The organism is Aeromonas sp. ASNIH8, assembly GCF_002919855.1.
In the GTDB taxonomy this organism is placed as follows: domain Bacteria; phylum Pseudomonadota; class Gammaproteobacteria; order Enterobacterales; family Aeromonadaceae; genus Aeromonas; species Aeromonas caviae.
Genome location: NZ_PQLN01000039.1, coordinates 1 through 18,493, shown reverse-complemented (window position 1 = coordinate 18,493; position 18,493 = coordinate 1). Strand labels below are relative to the sequence as shown.

Sequence of the window (18,493 nt, the reverse complement as noted above, 5' to 3'; positions counted from 1 at the left end):
GTCTGGTGCCCCCATCGACCCCCGTTCACCCCCCGCCAGTTTTTTTCGTCTTTTTTTGCGCCTTAAGGGTTTCTTAAGTTTGCCCTTTTACTCTCATCCCATCGCAAGAGAAGGAGCCAACCATGACCATCGAGATCCAAGCCCCCTACCGGTTGATCCTGGCCGAATCCCCGCAGCAGGTCATGGCGCTGCAAACCTATATCCAGGCCGCCTATACCCTCGAGTTCAACGCCCGCATTCCCCATTTCCAGCCCTGCCTGCTCGGGCTCTACCGGGCAGATGGCGTGCTGGTCGGTGCCTGCGGCCTCAACCAGGCCTGCCATGGCGAGCACGAGCAACCGCTCTATCTGGAGCAATATCTGGAGCAGCCTGTCGAGGCCGCCATCGAGACCCGCCTCGGGGTCCGTCCGGCCCGCCACCGCATCATCGAAGTGGGCAATCTTGCCTGCAGCGAACCGGGTCACGCCCGCCTGATGTTTGCCGCGCTGTGCCGTCTGCTGTGTGACAACGCCCTGGACTACGTGGTGTTCACCGGCACCGCCAAGCTGCGCAACAGCTTTACCCGCCTGCGTCTCAACCCGGTGGAGCTGGCACTCGCAGAGGCCCATCAGGTGGGAGAGGATGCCAGCGCCTGGGGCGAATACTACCGCTGCCAGCCCAAGGTGATGGCAGGCGACATCAACCAGGGGCGCGAGGTGCTCGCACAGAGCAGCCTGCTGCTCAACCTGCTGGGGCCCATGCCCCGCCTTTTTAACCATGCCGACATCGACAGGAGGTGCGCGCAATGACGCTGTTCGACACCATCGCCCACCATGCCAGCCAGACCCCGCGCCAGCCTGCGCTGCTAGGCAGCCAGGGTGAGCTGGATTACCAGAGCCTGTGGCAGCAGATCCAGCAACTGGCTGGCGTGCTGCAAGGGGCCGGCATCCGCCGCCTGGCCCTGCAACTCGACAACGGCCTGCCCTGGGCGCTGATCGATCTCGCCTGCACCTGGGCCGGCATCGTGGTCATCCCGGTTCCCCACTTCTTCAGTCCGGCGCAGCAGACGTGGCTGCTGGAAAGCAGCGGAGCAGACGCCCTGGTCGGCCCGGAGCACCAGGGGTGGCAAGCCGCCTCACCCCTCGTGCTCATGGCAGGCAGGCCCGATGAGCAGGCCGTGCCCCTGTGGCGCCGCATCCCGGCACGCCTCCCCGAGCTGCCTGCGGGCACCGCCAAGATCACCTATACCTCGGGCACCACGGGGCAACCCAAGGGCGTCTGCCTGTCGCTGGAACAGATGACGGCGGTCTGCGGATCCCTTGCCCTGCGGGTGGCCCCTGCCCGGGTTGAGAAACACCTGACCCTGCTGCCCCTCACCACCTTGCTGGAGAACCTGACCGGCTTGTATGTACCGCTGCTGACCGGCGCCTGCAGCCGCATCCCTTCCCTGGGGGAACTCGGCTTCTCGGGCTCCAGCAAGCTGGATCCTGCGGCCCTGGCCCAGGCACTGCTGCGCTGGCCCAGCCACAGCCTGGTGCTAGTACCCGAGTTGCTGCGCCTGCTGCTGGCCCTGTGCCTCAATACCCCTGCCCTGGCGACACAGCTCGGCACCCTGCGCTTCGTCGCCGTGGGCGGCGGCAAGGTCGCCCCCGAACTCATCGCTCACGCCCGTGCGGCGGGGCTGCCGGTCTACGAGGGATACGGTCTCTCCGAATGCGGCTCCGTGGTCGCCCTGAACGGCCCCCACGGGGATCGTCCCGGCAGCGTCGGCCTGCCCCTGCCCCACTGCCAGGTGACGATCGCCGCAGACGGCGAAGTCATGGTCAGCGGCAGCGCCATGCTGGGCTACCTGGGGGAAGAGGGCGAGACGGGCAGCCAGATCGCCACAGGGGATCTGGGTCGGATCGACGAGGAGGGCTATCTCCATATCACGGGGCGCAAGAAGAACGTGCAGATCACCGCCTTTGGCCGCAACTTCTCCCCGGAGTGGGTGGAAGCCCAGGCCCAGCTCTGCCCGGCCATCGCCCGCATCGTCATCTTCGGTGATGGTCAGCCCGCCAACGTGGCCCTTATCCAGCCGCTGCCGGGCAGCCAGTCCCAATTGCCAGAGCAGATTGCCCGGCTCAACCAGCAGTTGCCCGATTACGCCCGCATCCATCACTGGTTGCCGGTCGCCCTGGATCAGCTCCCTGGCCTCCTGACGGCCAACGGGCGCCCCCGTCGCAACGAGATTTATCACCATTTTTCCCGGCAGATCAGCCAATGCCTCACAGGAGAGACCTCATGAGCTTCTACCAGACCCTGCAACAAGCCACCGCCTGCGAGCGCGAACGCCTGTTCAACGCCCCCATCATCGAGGCCTGCCGCCGCGGCGACATCAGCCGTGACACCTACCTCGCCTTCCTGGCACAGGCCTACTACCACGTGCGCCACACGGTGCCGCTCCTGATGGCCACCGGCGGCAAACTGGGGCAGGAGTACGAATGGGTGCGTGGCGCCATCAGGGAGTACATTGACGAGGAGTACGGCCATCAGGAGTGGATCCTGAACGACATCCGTGCCTGCGGCGGTGATGCCGAGGCGGTACGCCACGGCCAGCCGGGCCTGCCCATCGAGCTGATGGTGGCCTTCCTCTACGACCAGATCCAGCGCGGCAATCCCATGGGCTTCTTCGGCATGGTGCAGGTGCTGGAAGGCACCAGCGTCGCCATCGCCCTGACCATTGCCGACCAGCTCAAGAGCGGCCTCGGCCTGCCCCCCCAGGCCATGAGTTACCTGAGCTCCCACGGTGCCCTGGATCAGGAGCACCTCAAATTCTTCGAGTCCCTGATGGACCGGGTGGAGAACCCCGCCGATCAGGCCGCCATCATTCACGCCGCCAAGGTGGTCTACCGCCTCTATGGCGACATGCTCTATCAGCTCACGGGATCCTGCCAATGAAGCTTGAAGGCAAACGCATACTGCTGACTGGCGCCAGTGGCGGCATTGGTGAAGCCCTGGCCCATGAACTGGCGGCCCAGGGTGCCCATCTGCTGCTGCACGGTCGTCGGGCCAGCGCCCTGGAGCGCCTGCGCCGGGAGCTGCCTCATCCGGATCGCCACCAGACGGTGACGGCCGATCTTGGCTCTCCCCATGAGCGGGCGCAGCTGCTGCAACATCCGGCCCTGGACGAGGGGCTGGACGTGCTCATCAACAGTGCGGGCTGCAACCAGTTCGCCTGGCTGGAAGATCAGAGCAGCGAGCAGGTGACACGCCAGTTGCTGCTCAACGTCGAGGCGCCCATCCAGCTCACCCGAGCCCTGCTGCCCCGGCTGCGCAAGCCCGCCATCATCATGAACATCGGCTCCAGCCTCGGGGCCATCGGTTTTGCCGGCTACAGCGTCTATTGCGCCAGCAAGTTCGCCATGCGCGGCTTCAGCGAGTCTCTGGGGAGGGAGCTGGAGGGAACCGGCATCAAGGTGCTGCACTTTGCCCCCCGCGCCACCCGCACCCTGCTCAACTCCGAGGCGGCCTATGCCATGAATGCCGAGCTCGGCACCCGGACCGACAGCCCACAGGACGTGGCCGAGGAGGCCGTCATCGCCCTGTGCAACGAGACACGCCGCCGCTGGCTCGGCTGGCCGGAAAAGCTCTTTGTGCGGCTCAACGGCCTGCTGCCCGCCTTGGTGGACATGGCCCTGGCCAAGCAGCGCCCGATCATCGAGCGCCACGCCCGCCGCACCGCCTCCCCAGCCCCCGATCACAGGAGCGATCCCGCCTGTGCGACAAACGAGAAGGAACATTGAGATGAAGCACGCCACTTTCCGTCCCCGATTTGGTCACGGCCCCCTGTTGCTCGCCCTGGGAGGCCTGCTGGCAAGCGGTCTGGCCCAGGCCGCCGATGCCCTGCCCACCATTCAGCAGGAGTGGGCCCACTGCCAGTACCAGCAGACCGGAAAAGCCAAGGAGAGCTGCCTGGAGAGCCTGAGTGCCAAGGCCGATGAGGCGAGCGCCAAGGAGGCATTTCGCACCGATCTGCTGATCTGGTCCGCCATCGTCAAGAGCACCTGGGCGGGGGCCAAGGGTGGCCTCGGCGCCCTGAGCCTGGTAAAGGAGGCCAAGGCCAAGCTCGAGATCGCCATCAAGCAGGATCCCAAGGCGCTGGAAGGCTCGGCCTACACCAGCCTGGGCTCCCTCTACTACCAGGTGCCGGGCTGGCCGGTGGGCTTTGGAGACGACGAGAAGGCGGAGAAGCTGCTCAAGCAGGCGCTGGCCATCAATCCCACCGGCATCGACCCCAACTTCTTCTACGGCGACTTCCTGCTGGATCAGGGTGACAAGGCACAGGCGAAGGTCTATCTGGACAAGGCCCTGGCCGCCCCGGCGCGCCCTGGCCGCGAGGTGGCGGACGAGGGCCGCAGAAAGGAGATCCGCGAGCGTCTCGCCAAGCTGTAAACACAAGCAGCACAGTGCGCTATTTCAACTCTGCCCACCAGCTAGCATACTGGTGGGCAGTGTCGTTTGAGGGAGAGAACAATGCGGATCCTGTTGGTGGAAGATGATGTGATGCTGGGAGACGGCATGGTGGATGCCCTGCGCAGCAGCGGCTACACGGTGGACTGGCTCCAGCAGGGGATGCCGGCCCTCTCGGCGCTCAAGAGCGAGGAGTTTGCCGCCCTTGTCCTGGATCTCAACCTGCCGGACATCGACGGCATCAGCCTGCTGCGCAAGTTGCGCCGGGAAGGGCAGACCCTGCCCGTGCTCATCCTGACCGCCCGTGATGCCCTGGACGACCGGGTACTGGGGCTGGATGCAGGCTCCGACGACTACATGGTCAAACCCTTCGCCCTGCAGGAGCTCAACGCCCGGCTGCGCGCCCTGGTGCGGCGCAGCAAGGGGCAGGCCCAGGCGGTGCTGGAGTACGGGGAGCTGCAGCTCTTCCCCGCGTCACAACAGGTCACCTATCGGGGCGAGCCGGTCAAGCTCACCCCCCACGAGTACAAGCTGTTGCAGGAGCTCATCACCCAGAGCGGCCGGGTATTGAGCCGGGATCAACTGCAACAGAGCCTCTACGGCTGGGACGAGGGGGCAGAGAGCAACGCGGTGGAGGTGCACATTCACCACCTGCGCAAGAAATTCTTCCCCGAGCTCATCCGCAACATTCGCGGCGTCGGTTACATCGTGCCCCAGCTCGACGTCCAGGGCGCAAGAGGAGCCTCCGCCCCATGAGCCGTGTCCGTTCCATCCGCCGTTTCCTGCTCTCCGGCATCCTGGCCCTGGTCAGCCTCAGCCTCGCCATCAGCGGCCTTATCGGCTACCTGCAGGCCAACCACGAAATGGAAGAGCTGTTTGATGCCCGTCTCGCCCAGTCCGGCCGCATCACCAACCAGTTGCTCAGCCGCTATCTCAAGCAGAGCGGCGAGCTGCCGCGCAACGGCACCGTGTACCAGGAGTGGGTGCAGGCCGTCCCCGAGACGCCCCACATCGAGAAGGGCGGCTTCTTCCAGTTCGGCCAGGACAACGAGTTCACCCCCTATGGCCATGAATTCGAGCACAACCTCTACTTCCAGTTGCTGAGCGAGCAGGGCGCCGTGCTGCTGCGCTCGCCCAATGCCCCGGCCCAACCGTTGACCACCCTGGAGCGGGGCTTCAACAGCGAGACCAAGGATCACCACGAGTGGCGCACCTTTACCCTCTACAACGAAGGTGAACAGACCTGGCTCATCGTGGCGGAGCGGGATGACGAACGCAGCGAGCTGGCCAGCAAGATGGCCACCCTCACCATGCTGCCCCTCTTCATCACCCTGCCCTTCCTGCTCGGTCTGCTGTGGTGGCTGATCACCCGGGGGCTGTCACCGCTGCACCAGCTGGCGCAAGCCATCGGCGAGCGTCATCCCGCCAACCTGAGCCCCCTCAATCTCGCCATCAAGGCCGAGGAGCTGACGCCGCTGGTGGGGGAGATCAACCGGCTGATGCACGCCCTCGCTGACACTCTGGATCGGGAGAAACAGTTCACCAACGAGGCCGCCCACGAGCTGCGCACCCCCCTCGCGGTGCTGCGCATCCACAGCGAGAACGCCATGACAGCCGAGGATGATCAGAGCCGGGAGCAGGCCCTGCGCAAGATGCTCTTGGCCCTCGATCGCAGCGATCGGCTGATCCGCCAGTTGCTGACCCAGGCCCGCATCGACAACCAGCAGAGCCCGGCCCTCACCGCCCTCCCCCTGTTCCCCCTGTTGCAGGGCACCCTGGCGACCCTGGCCCCCATCGCCCTGAAAAAGGATCAGCAGCTGTCCCTGGAGGGCGCCGAACAGGTGCAGGTAATGGGACAGGCGATGTTGCTGGAGCTGATGTTCGGCAACCTCATCGACAATGCGCTGCGCTACACCCAGGTGGGCGGCGAGGTCGCCGTGGTGGTGAGCCAGGTGGGCAACCGGATCCGGGTGGATGTGCGGGACAACGGCCCCGGCATCCCCACCGCCGCCCTCTCCCGGTTGTGCGAGCGCTTCTTCCGGGTCAATCCCCAGCAGGGGGATGGCGTGGGCCTTGGCATGGCTATCGTCTCGCGCATCGCCCAGCTTCACGGAGCGGATCTCGACATCCACAACCGGCCCGAAGGGGGGCTCGAAGTGAGCGTGCTGCTGCCCACCTCGCGCCAGGCATGAGGGGTCAGCCTTTGCGCACGCCATGAAAAACGGGGGCCAGGCCCCCGTTTTTCATGGCTGCACCACCCTAGTCGCAGGTGGGCTGTACCGTGAAGGTCCGGCTCGAATCCACCGGTCCCAGCTCCGCCAGCAGACGGCGCCCCAGCAGCACCGGGTAGATCATCTTGCTGCGATCCCGCAGGGTGAACCACTCCTTGTAGACCTGGTCCCCGACGCAGACGGACATGGTCACCGTCGGGCGCTGCTCCATGCCGCCCGCCCCGCGCACCGTCACGCTGCGCTCCACAGGTCGCTCCACGCTCCGGCGCACCACCTTGTCGGTATTGGCATCGGTCAGCACCAGGTTGAAGCGCACCCAGGGCTTGCCATCCTTCTTGAAATGCTTCAGGTCGCGGGCATCCAGCGACGAAGTGAGGGCACCGGTATCGAGCTTCATCTTGACCGCCACCCCGTAGGGCATCAGCACCCCCTTCTCGATCCAGCCATAGCTGGTCTGGGCCGCCATCGCGCTGCCGCACAGCGCCCACATCATGGCCGCCGCCACCATTCTCTTGCCCATCATGCTCTCTCGCCTTGTCAGTCTTGCGCCCAGATGTATCACAGCCAACTGCCGGGTCAACCGGATTCTGGCGCGCAGGGGAGCTGGCTCTGGACGCGGTGCCAACAGGCGACAATCCATGCCGGGCACGGCGCGTGAGTGGGGAATGCAGCAGGAAAACGAGGGGAGAACAGGGTGCTGGATGACGCTGGCGGCCATCCTCAGGTTGTGACGCCAAAGGCTACCACAGCGGTGCGTGAATTATCAGTCTTGTTCTGACGGGATTTTTGCCTACACTGCTGTAAACCGGAGGGCCTGAAAACCACCGGTTTTTTTGCGCCTGCCGAAAAGTTGCCACTGCAAAGTGACCTCTCACACAAGGCTCAATAAGGAATTCGCAATGCGTATCGAAGAAGACTTGAAGCTCGGTTTCAAGGATGTCCTGTTTCGCCCCAAGCGCTCTACTCTCAAGAGCCGTTCCCAAGTCAGCCTGACCCGCCAGTTCACCTTCAAGCACACCCAGACCCGATGGCAGGGCGTGCCCGTCATCGCCGCCAACATGGATACCGTCGGCAGCTTCGCCATGGCGCGTACCCTGGCCAGCTTCGAGATGATGACGGCGGTGCACAAGCACTACAGCCTTGCGCAGTGGCAAACCTTCGTCAATGAGACCGACCCGGCCCTGCTGGGCCACGTAATGGTCTCCACCGGCACCTCGGAGGAGGACTTCACCAAGACCCGCCAGATCCTCGCGATGTCCAGCGCCCTGCGCTTCATCTGCGTGGACGTGGCCAACGGCTACTCCCAGCACTTCGTCGAGTTTCTGCGCAAGATCCGCGAGGCCTGCCCGAACCACGTCATCCTGGCAGGCAACGTGGTGACCGGCGAGATGGTGGAGGAGCTGATCCTCTCCGGCGCCGACATCGTCAAGGTGGGCATAGGCCCGGGCTCGGTCTGCACCACCCGGGTCAAGACCGGGGTCGGCTACCCGCAGCTCTCCGCCATCATCGAGTGTGCCGATGCGGCCCACGGCCTGGGTGGCCAGATCGTCGGCGACGGCGGCTGCACCTGCCCGGGGGATGTGGCCAAGGCGTTCGGCGGCGGCGCCGACTTCGTGATGCTGGGGGGCATGCTGGCCGCTCACGAAGAGTGCGGCGGTGAAATCGTCGAGGTCGATGGCGAGCCCTTCATGAAGTTCTACGGCATGAGCTCGGCCAGCGCCATGGACAAGCACGCCGGCGGCGTCGCCGAGTATCGCGCCTCCGAAGGCAAAACCGTGCTGCTGCCCTACCGCGGCCCGGTGGAGAACACGGTGCGCGACATCCTGGGCGGGGTGCGATCCACCTGCACCTATGTGGGGGCCAGCCAGCTGAAAGAGCTCACCAAACGCACCACCTTCATCCGGGTGCGCGAGCAGGAGAACAACGTCTACGGCAAGGAGTAACCTGCCACAGACCCCGTCACGCGCTGACGGTTAGAAGCCGACCAACCGGTGTGCTACCCTGCGCACCGGCTTTTTTGCATCTGGGATCCCGCGCCATGACAAGCCCTCTCCCCCCCTTCGACTGGGACATCTTCTGCTGCGTCGTCGACAACTTCGGTGACATCGGCGTCACCTGGCGACTCGCCCGCCAGCTCAAACAGGAAGGCGCGCTCCCGGCGCAGAAGAGTGAGGTGCAGGTGCGGCTCTGGGTGGACGATCTGGCTAGCTTCGCCCGCATCTGCCCGGCGCTCGACCCCGCACAGGACGGTCAGTGGGTCGATGGCATCTATGTCCAGCACTGGCACGAGCGCCTCCCCGCCGACATGACCCCGGCCAGGGTCGTCATCGAGGCGTTTGCCTGCGAGCTGCCCGCCCCCTTTATCGAACGCATGACCGAGCAGACCACGCCCCCCTGCTGGATCAACCTCGAATACCTCTCGGCCGAGAGCTGGGTCGAGGATTGCCATGGCCTCACCTCGCCCCAGCAGGTCGGCAGCCGGCGCCTCGACAAGTACTTCTTCTTCCCGGGTTTCACCGCCAGAACCGGCGGCCTCTTGTGCGAGCACGGCCTCATCGTCGAGCGCGAGCGCTGGCAGCAGGATGAAGCGGGACTGACTGCCTACTGGGCCAGCCTCGGCCTGCCACCCCAACGAGAAGACGAGCTGCGGGTCAGCCTCTTTACCTACGAGAGCGAGGCGCTCAGGAGCCTGGTCGAGGGCTGGCGCCAGAGCGTCACCCCCGTCACCCTGCTGCTGCCGCTGGGGCGCTCCCTCGACGACGTGCTCATCGGTGCAGGGCTGGCAGAGGCCATTCCCGGTGCCCGGGCCGGAGATCTGCTCCAGGCGGGCAACCTCACCATCAAGCTGCTGCCGATGACCGATCAGAGGGGTTACGATCGCCTGCTGTGGAGCTGCGATCTCAACCTGGTGCGCGGGGAGGACTCCTTCGTGCGGGCCCAGTGGGCGGGGCGCCCCTTCCTCTGGCACATCTACCAGCAGGAAGAGGATGCCCACATGGTCAAGCTGGACGGTTTTCTCGACCACTACCTCTCCCCCTTGCCAGCGTCGGCCGGTCAGTGGCTGCGCCGCTTCAACCATGCCCTAAACCGGGGGGAACACACCGGTGAACTCTGGGCACAATGGCCGCAATACGCGGCCATATGGCAGCAACATGGGCACACCTGGCCACAGAGGCTGCTGGCGGACGGGGATCTCGTCACGAGGTTGGTGAAATTTTTAGAAAGCCGTATATAATCTGGCAGTTTTTATCCGTCCGTTTCACGAACAGGAATTTTTTACATGAAAACCGCACAGGAAATCCGCGCTGGTAACGTAGTCATGATCGGCACCGAGCCGATGGTGGTCCAGAAGGCTGAATTCAACAAATCCGGCCGTAACTCCGCCGTGGTCAAGATGAAGCTGAAGGGTCTGCTGAACGGCAGCGCCACCGAGACCGTCTTCAAGGCCGACGACAAGCTGGAAGTCGTTCAGCTGGAGCGTAAAGAGTGCACCTACTCCTACTACTCCGACCCGCTGTATGTCTTCATGGACACCGAGTACAACCAGTACGACGTCGAGAAAGACAACCTGGGTGATGCCCTGAACTACCTGGTAGACGGCATGGAAGACCTCTGCGAAGTGACTTTCTACAACGAGAAAGCCATCTCCGTAGAACTGCCGACCACCATCGTGCGTGAAGTCGAGTACACCGAGCCGGCCGCCCGTGGCGACACCTCCGGTAAAGTGACCAAGCCTGCCCGCCTGAAGGGCACCTCCTACGAGCTGGCCGTTGCCGCCTTCGTGGAGATCGGTGACAAGATCGAAATCGACACCCGTACCGGTGAATTCAAGCGTCGCGTCAACTAAGTTGACCCCTTGATGTGATTGCAAAAAAAGCGAGCCCAGGCTCGCTTTTTTATTGGCTGGCACCTCACGGCCGGCCTGATGAGAAGCCGTGCCCCTAGCGGCGATGGGCCAGTGCCCGCACCAGCCTGTCCCCCACCCCCTGTACCAGTTGCACCAGCAGCAGCAACATGACCACTGTCCCTGCCATCACCTTGTCGTCAAAGCGCTGGTAGCCGTAGCGGATCGCCAGATCCCCGAGCCCGCCACCACCGACCACCCCCGCCATGGAGGAGAAGCCAATGAGCATCACCACCGTCAGGGTGAGTCCGGCCAGCAGCGCCGGCAAGGCCTCGGGCAGCAGCGCCTTGACGACCACGTGCCAGCCGCTGCCCCCCATGGCGAGCACGGCTTCGACGCGCCCCTTGTCCACCTCATCGAGGGCGCTCTCCACCACCCGGGCAAAGAAGGGGAAGGCCCCCAGGGTAATGGGAACGATGGCGGCGGTGCTGCCCAGTGAGGTGCCGACCACCAGCCGGGTCAGGGGGATCAGGGCGATCAGGAGCACCACGAAGGGGAGCGACCGCCCGATGTTGATACCGATCCCCAGCACCATGTTGAGACGGGGCAAGGGCAGCACGCCCCCGGGACGGGTCACCACCAGCAGCACCCCGGTCGGCAACCCCAGCAACAGGGTGAACACGGCCGCCACTCCCACCATGTAGAGCGTTTCGAGCGACCCCTGATACATCAGTTCGAGCAAGGCATCGACACTCAGGCGACTCTGCATAAACGCACCTCCTCTGTGACTCCGTGACGCGCCATGAAACGCCGCAGGATCTCGGGATCCGGCAACAAGGCCTGCCGCACGCGGGAGTCGGGGTTGGCCAGCAGGGTGCCCAGAGCGCCGCTTTCCACCAGCTGACCCCGTTCAAGCAATGCTGCGTGATCGCAGATGGCCCTGACCACCTCCAGCTCGTGGGTGATGAGCACTATGGTGATCCCGAGGCGGCGGTTGATGTCGGCAAGCAGCGCCAGCACCGACTCCGTGGTCTCCGGATCCAGGGCACTGGTCGCCTCGTCACAGAGCAAGTGGCGCGGATTGGCGGCCAGGGCGCGGGCGATGCCCACTCGTTGCTTCTGTCCCCCCGACAACTGGGAGGGAAAGGCGCGACGGTGCTCGCCAAGCCCCACCAGTTCCAGCAGCTCGCTGACCCGGGCCGCCCGCTCCCGGCGCGCCACTCCGGCGATTTCCAGCGGGACTGCCACGTTCTCCTCCACGCTGCGGGCGTGCAGCAGATTGAAGTGCTGGAAAATCATGCCGGTCCCCTGACGGTGGCGGCGCAAGGCCGCCCCCTCCAGGGCCGTGATGTCGCGGCCATCGAACAGGATGCGGCCCCGGCTTGGCCGCTCCAGCAGATTGAGGCAACGAATGAGCGTGCTCTTGCCCGCGCCGCTGCGCCCGAGAATGCCGTAGATGGCCCCATCCGGGATCTCGAGCGACACCCCCTCCAGAGCGGGTTGCCCGTGCCCCGGGTACTGCTTGCCGAGCCCCTCCAGCACTATCATGACTGCCGCCCGGCCACCGGGATCACCGACCCCTTGTAGCTCTTGCGAATGAAGTCGGCGATCGCCCTGGACTCCAGGTCCCGCGCCAACTGGCGGATCCGCGGATCATCCTTGAGCGCCGGGGTGGTCACCAGGATGTTGGCGTAGGGATTGTTCTGGGCGCTCTCCAGCCCCAGGGCATCGCGAGCAGGCTCCAGCCCCGCCTCCAGGGCATAGTTGCCATTGATCACCGCCAGATCCACGTCGTCGAGGGAGCGCGGCAGCTGCGGCGCCTCGATCTCCAGGATCTTGAGCGCCTTGGGGTTGGTGGCGATGTCGTGCACCGTCGCCAGATCCCGCGCCGGATCTTCATGGCCGGCCTTGAGGGTGATGAGCCCCTCGTGCTGCAACAGATAGAGGGCCCGGCTCAGGTTGGTGACATTGTTGGGCAGGGCTATCACCGCCTTTTCCGGTACCTCCCTCAGGTGCTTGAACTTCTTCGAATAGATGCCAAGAGGCTCCACGTGTACGGTCGCGGCCACCACCAGCTCGGTGCCGAGCGCCTTCTCCTGATCCCGCAGGTAAGGGACGTGCTGGAAATAGTTGGCATCCACATCACCCGCCACCAGCAGGGCATTGGCATTGATGCCGCCGCTGAGCTCGATCACCTGCAGATCCAGCGAAGGGTCCTGGCGTTTCACCTCGCCGAGGATATCCGCATGGGGCAGTGGATCCGCGGCAACCCGCAGCGCCTGGGCTGCCTGGGCGGAGAGAGAGAGTCCGAGGGCCAATACCAGGCCGCTCAGGGAAAACAGTCCGTGCTTGTTCATCTTGTGCTCCTTGCCATGCAATCAATGGGTGGTTTCGCCGACCGCCAGCGCCCGGGGCGCCGGCAACAGATCGGCATGGTGGCGCAATGCCACATCAGGGTGAGAACGCAGCCGCCCCTTGAGGTAGTTCCAGCCCACCTCCCGCAGCAGCGGATTGTGCGGGTCGGTGGCAGGCCCTCTGACTTCACGGGCCAGTGCCTCGGGCAGCGGATAGACGGGCACCACGGCGTCGAGCTGGGCCCCCAGGAAGAAGGCGATGGAAAGACGCTCCTGCCCCGGCGCCGACGGCACCACCCGGTGCACGGTCGCCCGCAGGTAGCCGTTGCTGGCCAGCTCCAGCAGCTCACCGATGTTGACCACGAAGGTGCCGGGGAGCGGGAGCGCATCGATCCAGTGATCCGGCGCCACCTCCACCTGCAGGCCGGGCTGGTCATCCTGCAGCAGGAAGCTCAGGAAGCCCGAATCCTTGTGGGGACCGACCCCCTGAGTGGCGCCCCGCTCACCGGGATAGCGGATCAGCTTGATATGTTCGTTGGGACGCTCTCCGTGCAGGGCATCGAAGGCATCTGGCGACAGTGCGAGCGCCTCGGCAAAAGCCCCGAGCAGAGTACGGGACATGCGGGTCATCTGCCCACGCCAGCGCGTCAGCACGGGTTGCAGTGTCGGCAGCGCCTCCGGCCACTGATTCGGCCCCTGCAACCGCCACCAGGGCGGGTCGCCCGCCGCGCGCGGCAAGGCAGGGCGATCGGCACCGATATCGAACTGCTCTCGCCAGTCGGGTTGACCCCGGGTCAGCTCCGCCCCCGGTCGGTTGTAGCCACGAAAATGGGGAGAGTGGATCATGGCGACCTGCTGCTTGGCCGCCAGAGGCAGCGCAAAGAAGGCCCGCGACAGCTGCTGCACTTCCTGTTGCAGCTCGGGATCGATGCCGTGGCCGGTCAGGTAGAAAAATCCCGTCTCTCTCGCGGCATCGCGCAACGATGCCAGAAAATCGGCCCGAGCGTCGGGCGAGGCATCCAGCTGCCTCAGGTCGAGGATGGGCAAGTGAACCAAGGTGCTCATGGCGATAACGCTCCCTGTCGATGGAAAGTGAGGGTGAACCTCTCGTTCTGACGAGACAGGGGGGGAGAATTCTCCGCCTGCGGCCAGTGGCGACATGCCCCGGCCCCCTGTCTGTCTGCCCTTACTGAACCATGTATGGGTCACGGGATGGAACAATCAAAACCGGGAATGCTTTGCCATTTGGAACAATCCCGGGCCCGTGTCCGGCCCGCCGGTCAGACCCTCTTCGCCACCGCCGATGCCGATGTGCCCCCTTGCCCTAAAGAAACCCCCGGCGAGGCCGCTATGAGGGAGTGCTGGAGGATCCCCCATGACATTTCGCCCCTATCTGCTGCTGACCTTGCTTGCTTTTGCCGCCCACGGCACCGGGCAGGCACCGTCAGGCGCCGCCCCGGATCCAGCCCCCCTGGTTCCCCCCGACTACTGGCAGAGCAGCGACTGGCAGGGAATACCCGACAGCACCAGAGTGGACAAGCAACAGGTACTGTTTGCCAAGCACGACAGCGACAACTACGTGGGTCTGGTCATCCTGCTGCCCGACTGGCAGCGCAGCGGCCAGCTGTGGCAACTGACCCGGGAGCTGGGGCGCCTCGGTTTCGATACCCTGCTGCTGCTCCCCTCGCCGCAGCAGACCGAGCTCGACCCCGCCGCCGAGAAGAAACAGCAGGTCATCGACGATTTTCGCAAGCAGTTTGCCTCCCGCATCAGCAAGCTGGGGGATGCCAAGCTGCAGGAGGGGGGCTTCAAGCTGCTGCTGGCCCAAGGTACCAGCGCCGCCTGGGCCGCCAACCTCATCGCCAGCGAGCAGTTGCCCGCCCCCGATGCTCTGGTGCTGCTCGACGGCTTCTTCCCCAACCAGCTGAGCAACCAGACCCTCGCCAAGCAGATAGCCCAGGGCAGCATCCCTACCCTGGATCTCTATCAGGAGGAGGGAGGACGCTGGCCCCTGCTGGCGGCCGAAGCCCGCAGAAGCGAGAGTCGCCGCAGCCACAAGCTCAACTACCGCCCCTATGCCCTGATGGATCTGGAGGAGACGCCGGGGCGCATCCAGGGCTGGCTGACGCACCTGGGCTGGATCTGAGGCCCTCCGAGGCACAGCCACCCGCCTTTTGCCTTCCCCATCGGACTTGGCCCGATGCCACCGCGCTGGTCAGCCGCCCTCCATGTTTGGCATCATGTCCGAACCAATGGCAGGAGGCTTCATGCAGCAAATCGTGTTTCTCGACAGCGACACCCTGGACACCGGCATCAATCTGCGCCGCCCCGATTTTCCCCATCACTGGCAAAGCTACTCGACCACGGCGCCGGATCAGGTGGTGGAGCGGCTCAAGTGCGCCAGCATCGCCATCATCAACAAGGTGCGCATCGGGGCCGATGAACTGGCCCAGCTGCCCGAACTGCGCCTGATCGCCCTGGCCGCCACCGGCAGCGACAACCTGGATCTGGAGGCGTGCCGCGCCGCCAATGTCGCCGTGTGCAATATCCGCAACTACTCGGGCCCTTCCGTCCCCGAGCACGCCATGGCCCTGATGCTCGCCCTGTCGCGCAACCTGTTCGCCTGGCGCCAGTCCCTGCTGGAGGGGCGCTGGCAACAAAGCGGCCAGTTCTGCTTCTTCGACCACCCCATCACGGATCTGCATGGCAAGCGCCTCGGGATCATCGGCAAGGGAACCCTGGGACAGGCGCTGGGACAGCGGGCCAGCGCCATCGGGATGGAGGTTTACTATGCCCAGAGCCAGGTCGGCTCCCCGGGGGATGACGACAGGCTGCCCCTGGATGCCCTGCTGCAAAGTTCGGATGTGATCAGCCTGCACTGCCCGCTCACCCCCTACACCCGCCATCTCATCGGGGAGCGGGAGCTGGCCCTGATGAAACCGGGCGCCTTGCTCATCAACGTGGGCCGTGGCGGCCTGGTGGACGAGCCGGCGCTGCTCGAAGCCCTCGGCAACGGCCGTCTGGGGGGCGCCGGCTTCGATGTGGCGAGCGTCGAGCCGCCGCCCCCCGACCACCCCCTGATGCAGGCCCTGCGTTACCCCAATTTCATCCTGACTCCCCACGTGGCCTGGGCCAGCGAAGAGTCGATGCAGCGCCTCGCGGATCAGCTCATCGACAACATCAACGCCTTCTCCCTTGGCAGGCGCCAGCACCGGCTGGTGTAAGAGGCCGCTCGCCGCCCCTCACGGGCCGGCAGCGGGATCAGTCGTCATGCCATCTGTGCTTGCGGTGCTTTTTGTGTTTCTTGTGGTGCTTGTGGTGCTTGTGATAGCGCCTGTCATCGTAATAGCGATCGCCGCGGCTCTCGTGACCATCCCCGGTCCTGGCTCCGATGGCGGAGCCACCGGCACCACCGATACCGGCGCCGATCAGCTGGCCCGTACTGCCACCGACGCTCTTGCCGATGGCTGCCCCGCCCAGGGCACCGACGGCGCCGCCGAGCGCAGCTTCGTTCTTGTTGCCCCTATTGGCCGTGGCCGCACCACCGGCCGCGCCCCCAGGGCGGCCCCCACCAGGGCGCCGGTGTCGCCACCCAGCTCCTTGCCGATCATGGTGCCCGCCACCCCGCCGGCTCCGCCGCCGAGAATGGTATTGAGGGTCTCGGATGCCTGCACCTGTCCTGTGCCCAACAGCAACGCCCCCAGCAGCGCCAGTGCGCTCATGCCAAACGGTTTCATTTTCATGGGGTACTCCTGTCAAACCTGATGATTGATTATTTTTCCCTGCACTATACAAAGCCCCCTGACCTGCGCCACTGCCGCAAGGGGCACCTCACGGCCAGCCCTCCCTGTCTCCGGTTCGCGACACGATGCAAGAAAGCAGGCTAACCACCTGAAACCACATCAAAAAAAAAGGTCACACGAGAAATCATCCCCGTCATGACCCTTTTCTAGGCCCAAAGGCCCTTTTTTGCAGCAATCACCGTCAGACAGATACTGTCACAACCTCCCCGTCAACGGGCGACGACGCCGCCAGATGCCAACAATCCCGCCCCTGGTGCTTGCTCTCGTACAGGCAGGCATCCGCCCGCTCGAGCGGCGTCAGGGCATCATCCGGATAGCGCGCGCCGCCGGCGCTCAGGGTGATGGCGTCGGCGAACTCCCGCCATTTCAGGGCCTTCACCCGACCGAGCAGGTGGGTCAGGCGACATTCCACCTCCGCCTGCTCCCAGGGCAGCAAGGCCGCAAATTCATCGCCCCCGATGCGGTAGACCTGCTCATCCCCCAGGGTTCTCGCCATGATGGTGGCTACCCGAAATAGCACCGCATCCCCCACACCGTGTCCCCAGCTGTCGTTGACGCGCTTGAAGTTGTCCACATCGAACAGCACCAGCCAGTAGGGCCTCCTCGCCTGCTCCAGCTCCGCCCGCTGCTGATCGAAGGCTCGCCGGTTCAGGATGCCGGTGAGAGGGTCGTGGAGCAGGGCATCCTGCCCTTGCAGCAGGCTGTTTCGCACCTGTTCTATCTCTCCCAGGCTGCCGTGCACGAACCAGGTTCGCTGACGCCGCTGGATCTCCTTTCTCGCCTCATCCCGGATGAGGCCGCTGAGCGAGCCCTGCACCAGCGCCTGCTCCTGACGAAAGATCCGCATCAGAAACCACAGGCTGCACAGCCAGATGCAGAGCAATGCCAGGGCGGGCAGCACCACCATCAGCAGGGTGTCTTGCAGGTTTTCATGAAAATGGGAGGGGGGGAGATAGACGTTGAGATCCCACTCCATCCCCTCCAGAGCGTGTTGCAGGTGGCGACCGGCCCAGAACCCGTCCAGGCCGACCGCCTGCGTCTCCCGCTCGAGACGGGGCGGCAACAGCGACAAATTGTGCCCCACCACCAGCTTGCCGCCCTTGCGCTCGGTGATGTAAAGAGCCACCGGATCCTCACCCACTGCCCGGTGCAACGCCCCCTGCAAGGCACTGAACGACATGTCCACCATCAGCAGCCCAAGCAGTTGCCCCTCATCATCCTTGACCCGCTTGATGAGAGTCAGTACCTCTCCGGCCAAATCAAACGCCGGGTAGGGACCGAACCAGACGAGATCATCGCCCTCGCCGGACAGGGTCTGGAACCAGGGCCGCGCCTGTGCCCGGTAGCCCTCCGGTTGCTGCCAGTCGGGATAGCCGTCGAGCCGATGGGTGCGCGCGTTGTAGAAATAGAGGAAGTGGGCGTCGTACTTGAACTGATGGGCAATGGCCCAGATGGGATTGATGGCCGATGCCCCGGCAGCGATGGCCTGCTTGTCCAGGGACGCCTCCAGCACGCCAAGCTGGCGGCGGTTGTCCTGCGCCATGTCCTGGAACAGGGTGGCGTCGAGGGCGGCCAGCATGTGACCGTAACCCGCCACCGTCTTGTCGATGCTGCTCAGGTAGCTGGCTGCCGCCAGCAACAGGGTGGCGATCAGCACCAGCCCTCCCAGGAGAAACGACAGCGGAGTCAGTATGTAATAGCGTCAGGGTGAGAGCGTGAACATTTTGTTAAATTTCACCCAGTTTTTTGAGACCCGCATTGAGTACCGTTTCCAGATATTCACTGCTCATTCCTGCGATTTTTTGCTTCCGTCTTACGCTCGCCTTGCGT

At 64.8% G+C, this 18,493-nt stretch carries 18 protein-coding genes and 1 pseudogene; 12 read left to right on the top strand and 7 right to left on the bottom strand.

What is annotated here, in order from left to right:
- Positions 1-122: 122 nt before the first annotated feature.
- The 7 genes from C3418_RS11835 (at position 123) to C3418_RS11805 (ending at position 6,623) form a co-directional block, all read left to right on the top strand.
- Complete coding sequence (locus tag C3418_RS11835) at positions 123-788, top strand: thermostable hemolysin (protein WP_010673798.1); 666 nt, start codon at positions 123-125, stop codon at positions 786-788.
- On the top strand, positions 785-2,266 hold the full coding sequence (locus tag C3418_RS11830; protein ID WP_010673797.1) for an AMP-binding protein: 1,482 nt from the start codon (positions 785-787) through the stop codon (positions 2,264-2,266). Before C3418_RS11835 ends, C3418_RS11830 begins: the two co-directional genes overlap by 4 nt.
- Positions 2,263-2,919 carry a TenA family transcriptional regulator gene (locus C3418_RS11825; RefSeq protein ID WP_010673796.1) on the top strand — a complete coding sequence of 219 codons (657 nt, stop codon included), beginning with the start codon at positions 2,263-2,265 and terminating at the stop codon, positions 2,917-2,919. The genes C3418_RS11830 and C3418_RS11825 overlap by 4 nt, the downstream gene beginning before the upstream one ends.
- Positions 2,916-3,764 (top strand): SDR family oxidoreductase, encoded by an 849-nt coding sequence (locus C3418_RS11820; protein WP_010673795.1) that lies wholly within the window; start codon positions 2,916-2,918, stop codon positions 3,762-3,764. Before C3418_RS11825 ends, C3418_RS11820 begins: the two co-directional genes overlap by 4 nt.
- Before the next feature lies 1 nt (position 3,765).
- On the top strand, positions 3,766-4,413 hold the full coding sequence (locus C3418_RS11815) for a tetratricopeptide repeat protein (protein WP_010673794.1): 648 nt from the start codon (positions 3,766-3,768) through the stop codon (positions 4,411-4,413).
- An 81-nt stretch (positions 4,414-4,494) separates the two neighbouring features.
- Positions 4,495-5,187: a response regulator gene (locus C3418_RS11810; protein ID WP_041215642.1), complete on the top strand. Its 693-nt coding sequence runs from the start codon at positions 4,495-4,497 to the stop codon at positions 5,185-5,187.
- Positions 5,184-6,623, top strand: a complete 1,440-nt coding sequence (locus C3418_RS11805) for an ATP-binding protein (protein ID WP_103261708.1) — start codon at positions 5,184-5,186, stop codon at positions 6,621-6,623. Before C3418_RS11810 ends, C3418_RS11805 begins: the two co-directional genes overlap by 4 nt.
- Before the next feature lie 67 nt (positions 6,624-6,690).
- Here C3418_RS11805 and C3418_RS11800 read toward each other — a convergent pair whose 3' ends face one another.
- Entirely contained in the window at positions 6,691-7,185 is a 495-nt protein-coding gene (locus C3418_RS11800) for an ATP-dependent zinc protease (protein WP_010673791.1), read from the bottom strand.
- A 376-nt stretch (positions 7,186-7,561) separates the two neighbouring features.
- Here C3418_RS11800 and C3418_RS11795 point away from each other — a divergent pair, with 376 nt between their 5' ends.
- The 3 genes from C3418_RS11795 (at position 7,562) to efp (ending at position 10,509) form a co-directional block, all read left to right on the top strand.
- The gene (locus tag C3418_RS11795) at positions 7,562-8,605 is read left to right on the top strand and encodes a GMP reductase (RefSeq protein ID WP_010673790.1); all 1,044 of its coding nucleotides are present in this window, start codon (positions 7,562-7,564) and stop codon (positions 8,603-8,605) included.
- Between the two features lie 95 nt (positions 8,606-8,700).
- Positions 8,701-9,897, top strand: coding sequence for an elongation factor P maturation arginine rhamnosyltransferase EarP (gene earP / locus C3418_RS11790; protein WP_010673789.1), 1,197 nt, complete (start codon positions 8,701-8,703; stop codon positions 9,895-9,897).
- A 45-nt stretch (positions 9,898-9,942) separates the two neighbouring features.
- A complete protein-coding gene (gene efp, locus C3418_RS11785) occupies positions 9,943-10,509 on the top strand; it encodes an elongation factor P (protein WP_010673788.1) in 567 nt (188 codons plus the stop codon).
- Between the two features lie 94 nt (positions 10,510-10,603).
- On the opposite strand, the gene C3418_RS11780 is transcribed toward efp, so the two are convergent.
- The 4 genes from C3418_RS11780 to C3418_RS11765 are packed head-to-tail and all read right to left on the bottom strand — an operon-like array spanning position 10,604 to position 13,925.
- A complete protein-coding gene (locus tag C3418_RS11780) occupies positions 10,604-11,275 on the bottom strand; it encodes a methionine ABC transporter permease (protein ID WP_010673787.1) in 672 nt (223 codons plus the stop codon).
- Positions 11,260-12,054, bottom strand: coding sequence for a methionine ABC transporter ATP-binding protein (locus tag C3418_RS11775; RefSeq protein ID WP_010673786.1), 795 nt, complete (start codon positions 12,052-12,054; stop codon positions 11,260-11,262). Before C3418_RS11775 ends, C3418_RS11780 begins: the two co-directional genes overlap by 16 nt.
- Positions 12,051-12,863 (bottom strand): MetQ/NlpA family ABC transporter substrate-binding protein, encoded by an 813-nt coding sequence (locus C3418_RS11770; protein WP_010673785.1) that lies wholly within the window; start codon positions 12,861-12,863, stop codon positions 12,051-12,053. Before C3418_RS11770 ends, C3418_RS11775 begins: the two co-directional genes overlap by 4 nt.
- A gap of 21 nt (positions 12,864-12,884) precedes the next feature.
- On the bottom strand, positions 12,885-13,925 hold the full coding sequence (locus C3418_RS11765; protein WP_010673784.1) for an isopenicillin N synthase family oxygenase: 1,041 nt from the start codon (positions 13,923-13,925) through the stop codon (positions 12,885-12,887).
- A 310-nt stretch (positions 13,926-14,235) separates the two neighbouring features.
- Here C3418_RS11765 and C3418_RS11760 point away from each other — a divergent pair, with 310 nt between their 5' ends.
- Both C3418_RS11760 and C3418_RS11755 read left to right on the top strand, forming a co-directional pair.
- Positions 14,236-15,006, top strand: coding sequence for a DUF3530 family protein (locus C3418_RS11760; RefSeq protein ID WP_010673783.1), 771 nt, complete (start codon positions 14,236-14,238; stop codon positions 15,004-15,006).
- 121 nt (positions 15,007-15,127) lie between these two features.
- Positions 15,128-16,084, top strand: a complete 957-nt coding sequence (locus C3418_RS11755) for a D-2-hydroxyacid dehydrogenase (RefSeq protein ID WP_010673782.1) — start codon at positions 15,128-15,130, stop codon at positions 16,082-16,084.
- A gap of 37 nt (positions 16,085-16,121) precedes the next feature.
- Here the strand turns inward: C3418_RS11755 and C3418_RS11750 are convergent.
- Positions 16,122-16,603: pseudogene (locus C3418_RS11750) on the bottom strand (hypothetical protein).
- A 241-nt stretch (positions 16,604-16,844) separates the two neighbouring features.
- On the bottom strand, positions 16,845-18,320 hold the full coding sequence (locus tag C3418_RS11745) for a sensor domain-containing diguanylate cyclase (protein ID WP_258039978.1): 1,476 nt from the start codon (positions 18,318-18,320) through the stop codon (positions 16,845-16,847).
- Between the last annotated feature and the right edge of the window lie 173 nt (positions 18,321-18,493).

Excerpts from the sequence above, each read along its gene's own strand:
- C3418_RS11835 (WP_010673798.1), top strand. The coding sequence starts at position 123 with ATGACCATCGAGATCCAAGCCCCCTACCGGTTGATCCTGGCCGAATCC.
- C3418_RS11830 (WP_010673797.1), top strand. The coding sequence starts at position 785 with ATGACGCTGTTCGACACCATCGCCCACCATGCCAGCCAGACCCCGCGC.
- C3418_RS11825 (WP_010673796.1), top strand. The coding sequence starts at position 2,263 with ATGAGCTTCTACCAGACCCTGCAACAAGCCACCGCCTGCGAGCGCGAA.
- C3418_RS11820 (WP_010673795.1), top strand. The coding sequence starts at position 2,916 with ATGAAGCTTGAAGGCAAACGCATACTGCTGACTGGCGCCAGTGGCGGC.
- C3418_RS11815 (WP_010673794.1), top strand. The coding sequence starts at position 3,766 with ATGAAGCACGCCACTTTCCGTCCCCGATTTGGTCACGGCCCCCTGTTG.
- C3418_RS11810 (WP_041215642.1), top strand. The coding sequence starts at position 4,495 with ATGCGGATCCTGTTGGTGGAAGATGATGTGATGCTGGGAGACGGCATG.
- C3418_RS11805 (WP_103261708.1), top strand. The coding sequence starts at position 5,184 with ATGAGCCGTGTCCGTTCCATCCGCCGTTTCCTGCTCTCCGGCATCCTG.
- C3418_RS11800 (WP_010673791.1), bottom strand. The coding sequence starts at position 7,185 with ATGATGGGCAAGAGAATGGTGGCGGCGGCCATGATGTGGGCGCTGTGC.
- C3418_RS11795 (WP_010673790.1), top strand. The coding sequence starts at position 7,562 with ATGCGTATCGAAGAAGACTTGAAGCTCGGTTTCAAGGATGTCCTGTTT.
- earP (WP_010673789.1), top strand. The coding sequence starts at position 8,701 with ATGACAAGCCCTCTCCCCCCCTTCGACTGGGACATCTTCTGCTGCGTC.
- efp (WP_010673788.1), top strand. The coding sequence starts at position 9,943 with ATGAAAACCGCACAGGAAATCCGCGCTGGTAACGTAGTCATGATCGGC.
- C3418_RS11780 (WP_010673787.1), bottom strand. The coding sequence starts at position 11,275 with ATGCAGAGTCGCCTGAGTGTCGATGCCTTGCTCGAACTGATGTATCAG.
- C3418_RS11775 (WP_010673786.1), bottom strand. The coding sequence starts at position 12,054 with ATGATAGTGCTGGAGGGGCTCGGCAAGCAGTACCCGGGGCACGGGCAA.
- C3418_RS11770 (WP_010673785.1), bottom strand. The coding sequence starts at position 12,863 with ATGAACAAGCACGGACTGTTTTCCCTGAGCGGCCTGGTATTGGCCCTC.
- C3418_RS11765 (WP_010673784.1), bottom strand. The coding sequence starts at position 13,925 with ATGAGCACCTTGGTTCACTTGCCCATCCTCGACCTGAGGCAGCTGGAT.
- C3418_RS11760 (WP_010673783.1), top strand. The coding sequence starts at position 14,236 with ATGACATTTCGCCCCTATCTGCTGCTGACCTTGCTTGCTTTTGCCGCC.
- C3418_RS11755 (WP_010673782.1), top strand. The coding sequence starts at position 15,128 with ATGCAGCAAATCGTGTTTCTCGACAGCGACACCCTGGACACCGGCATC.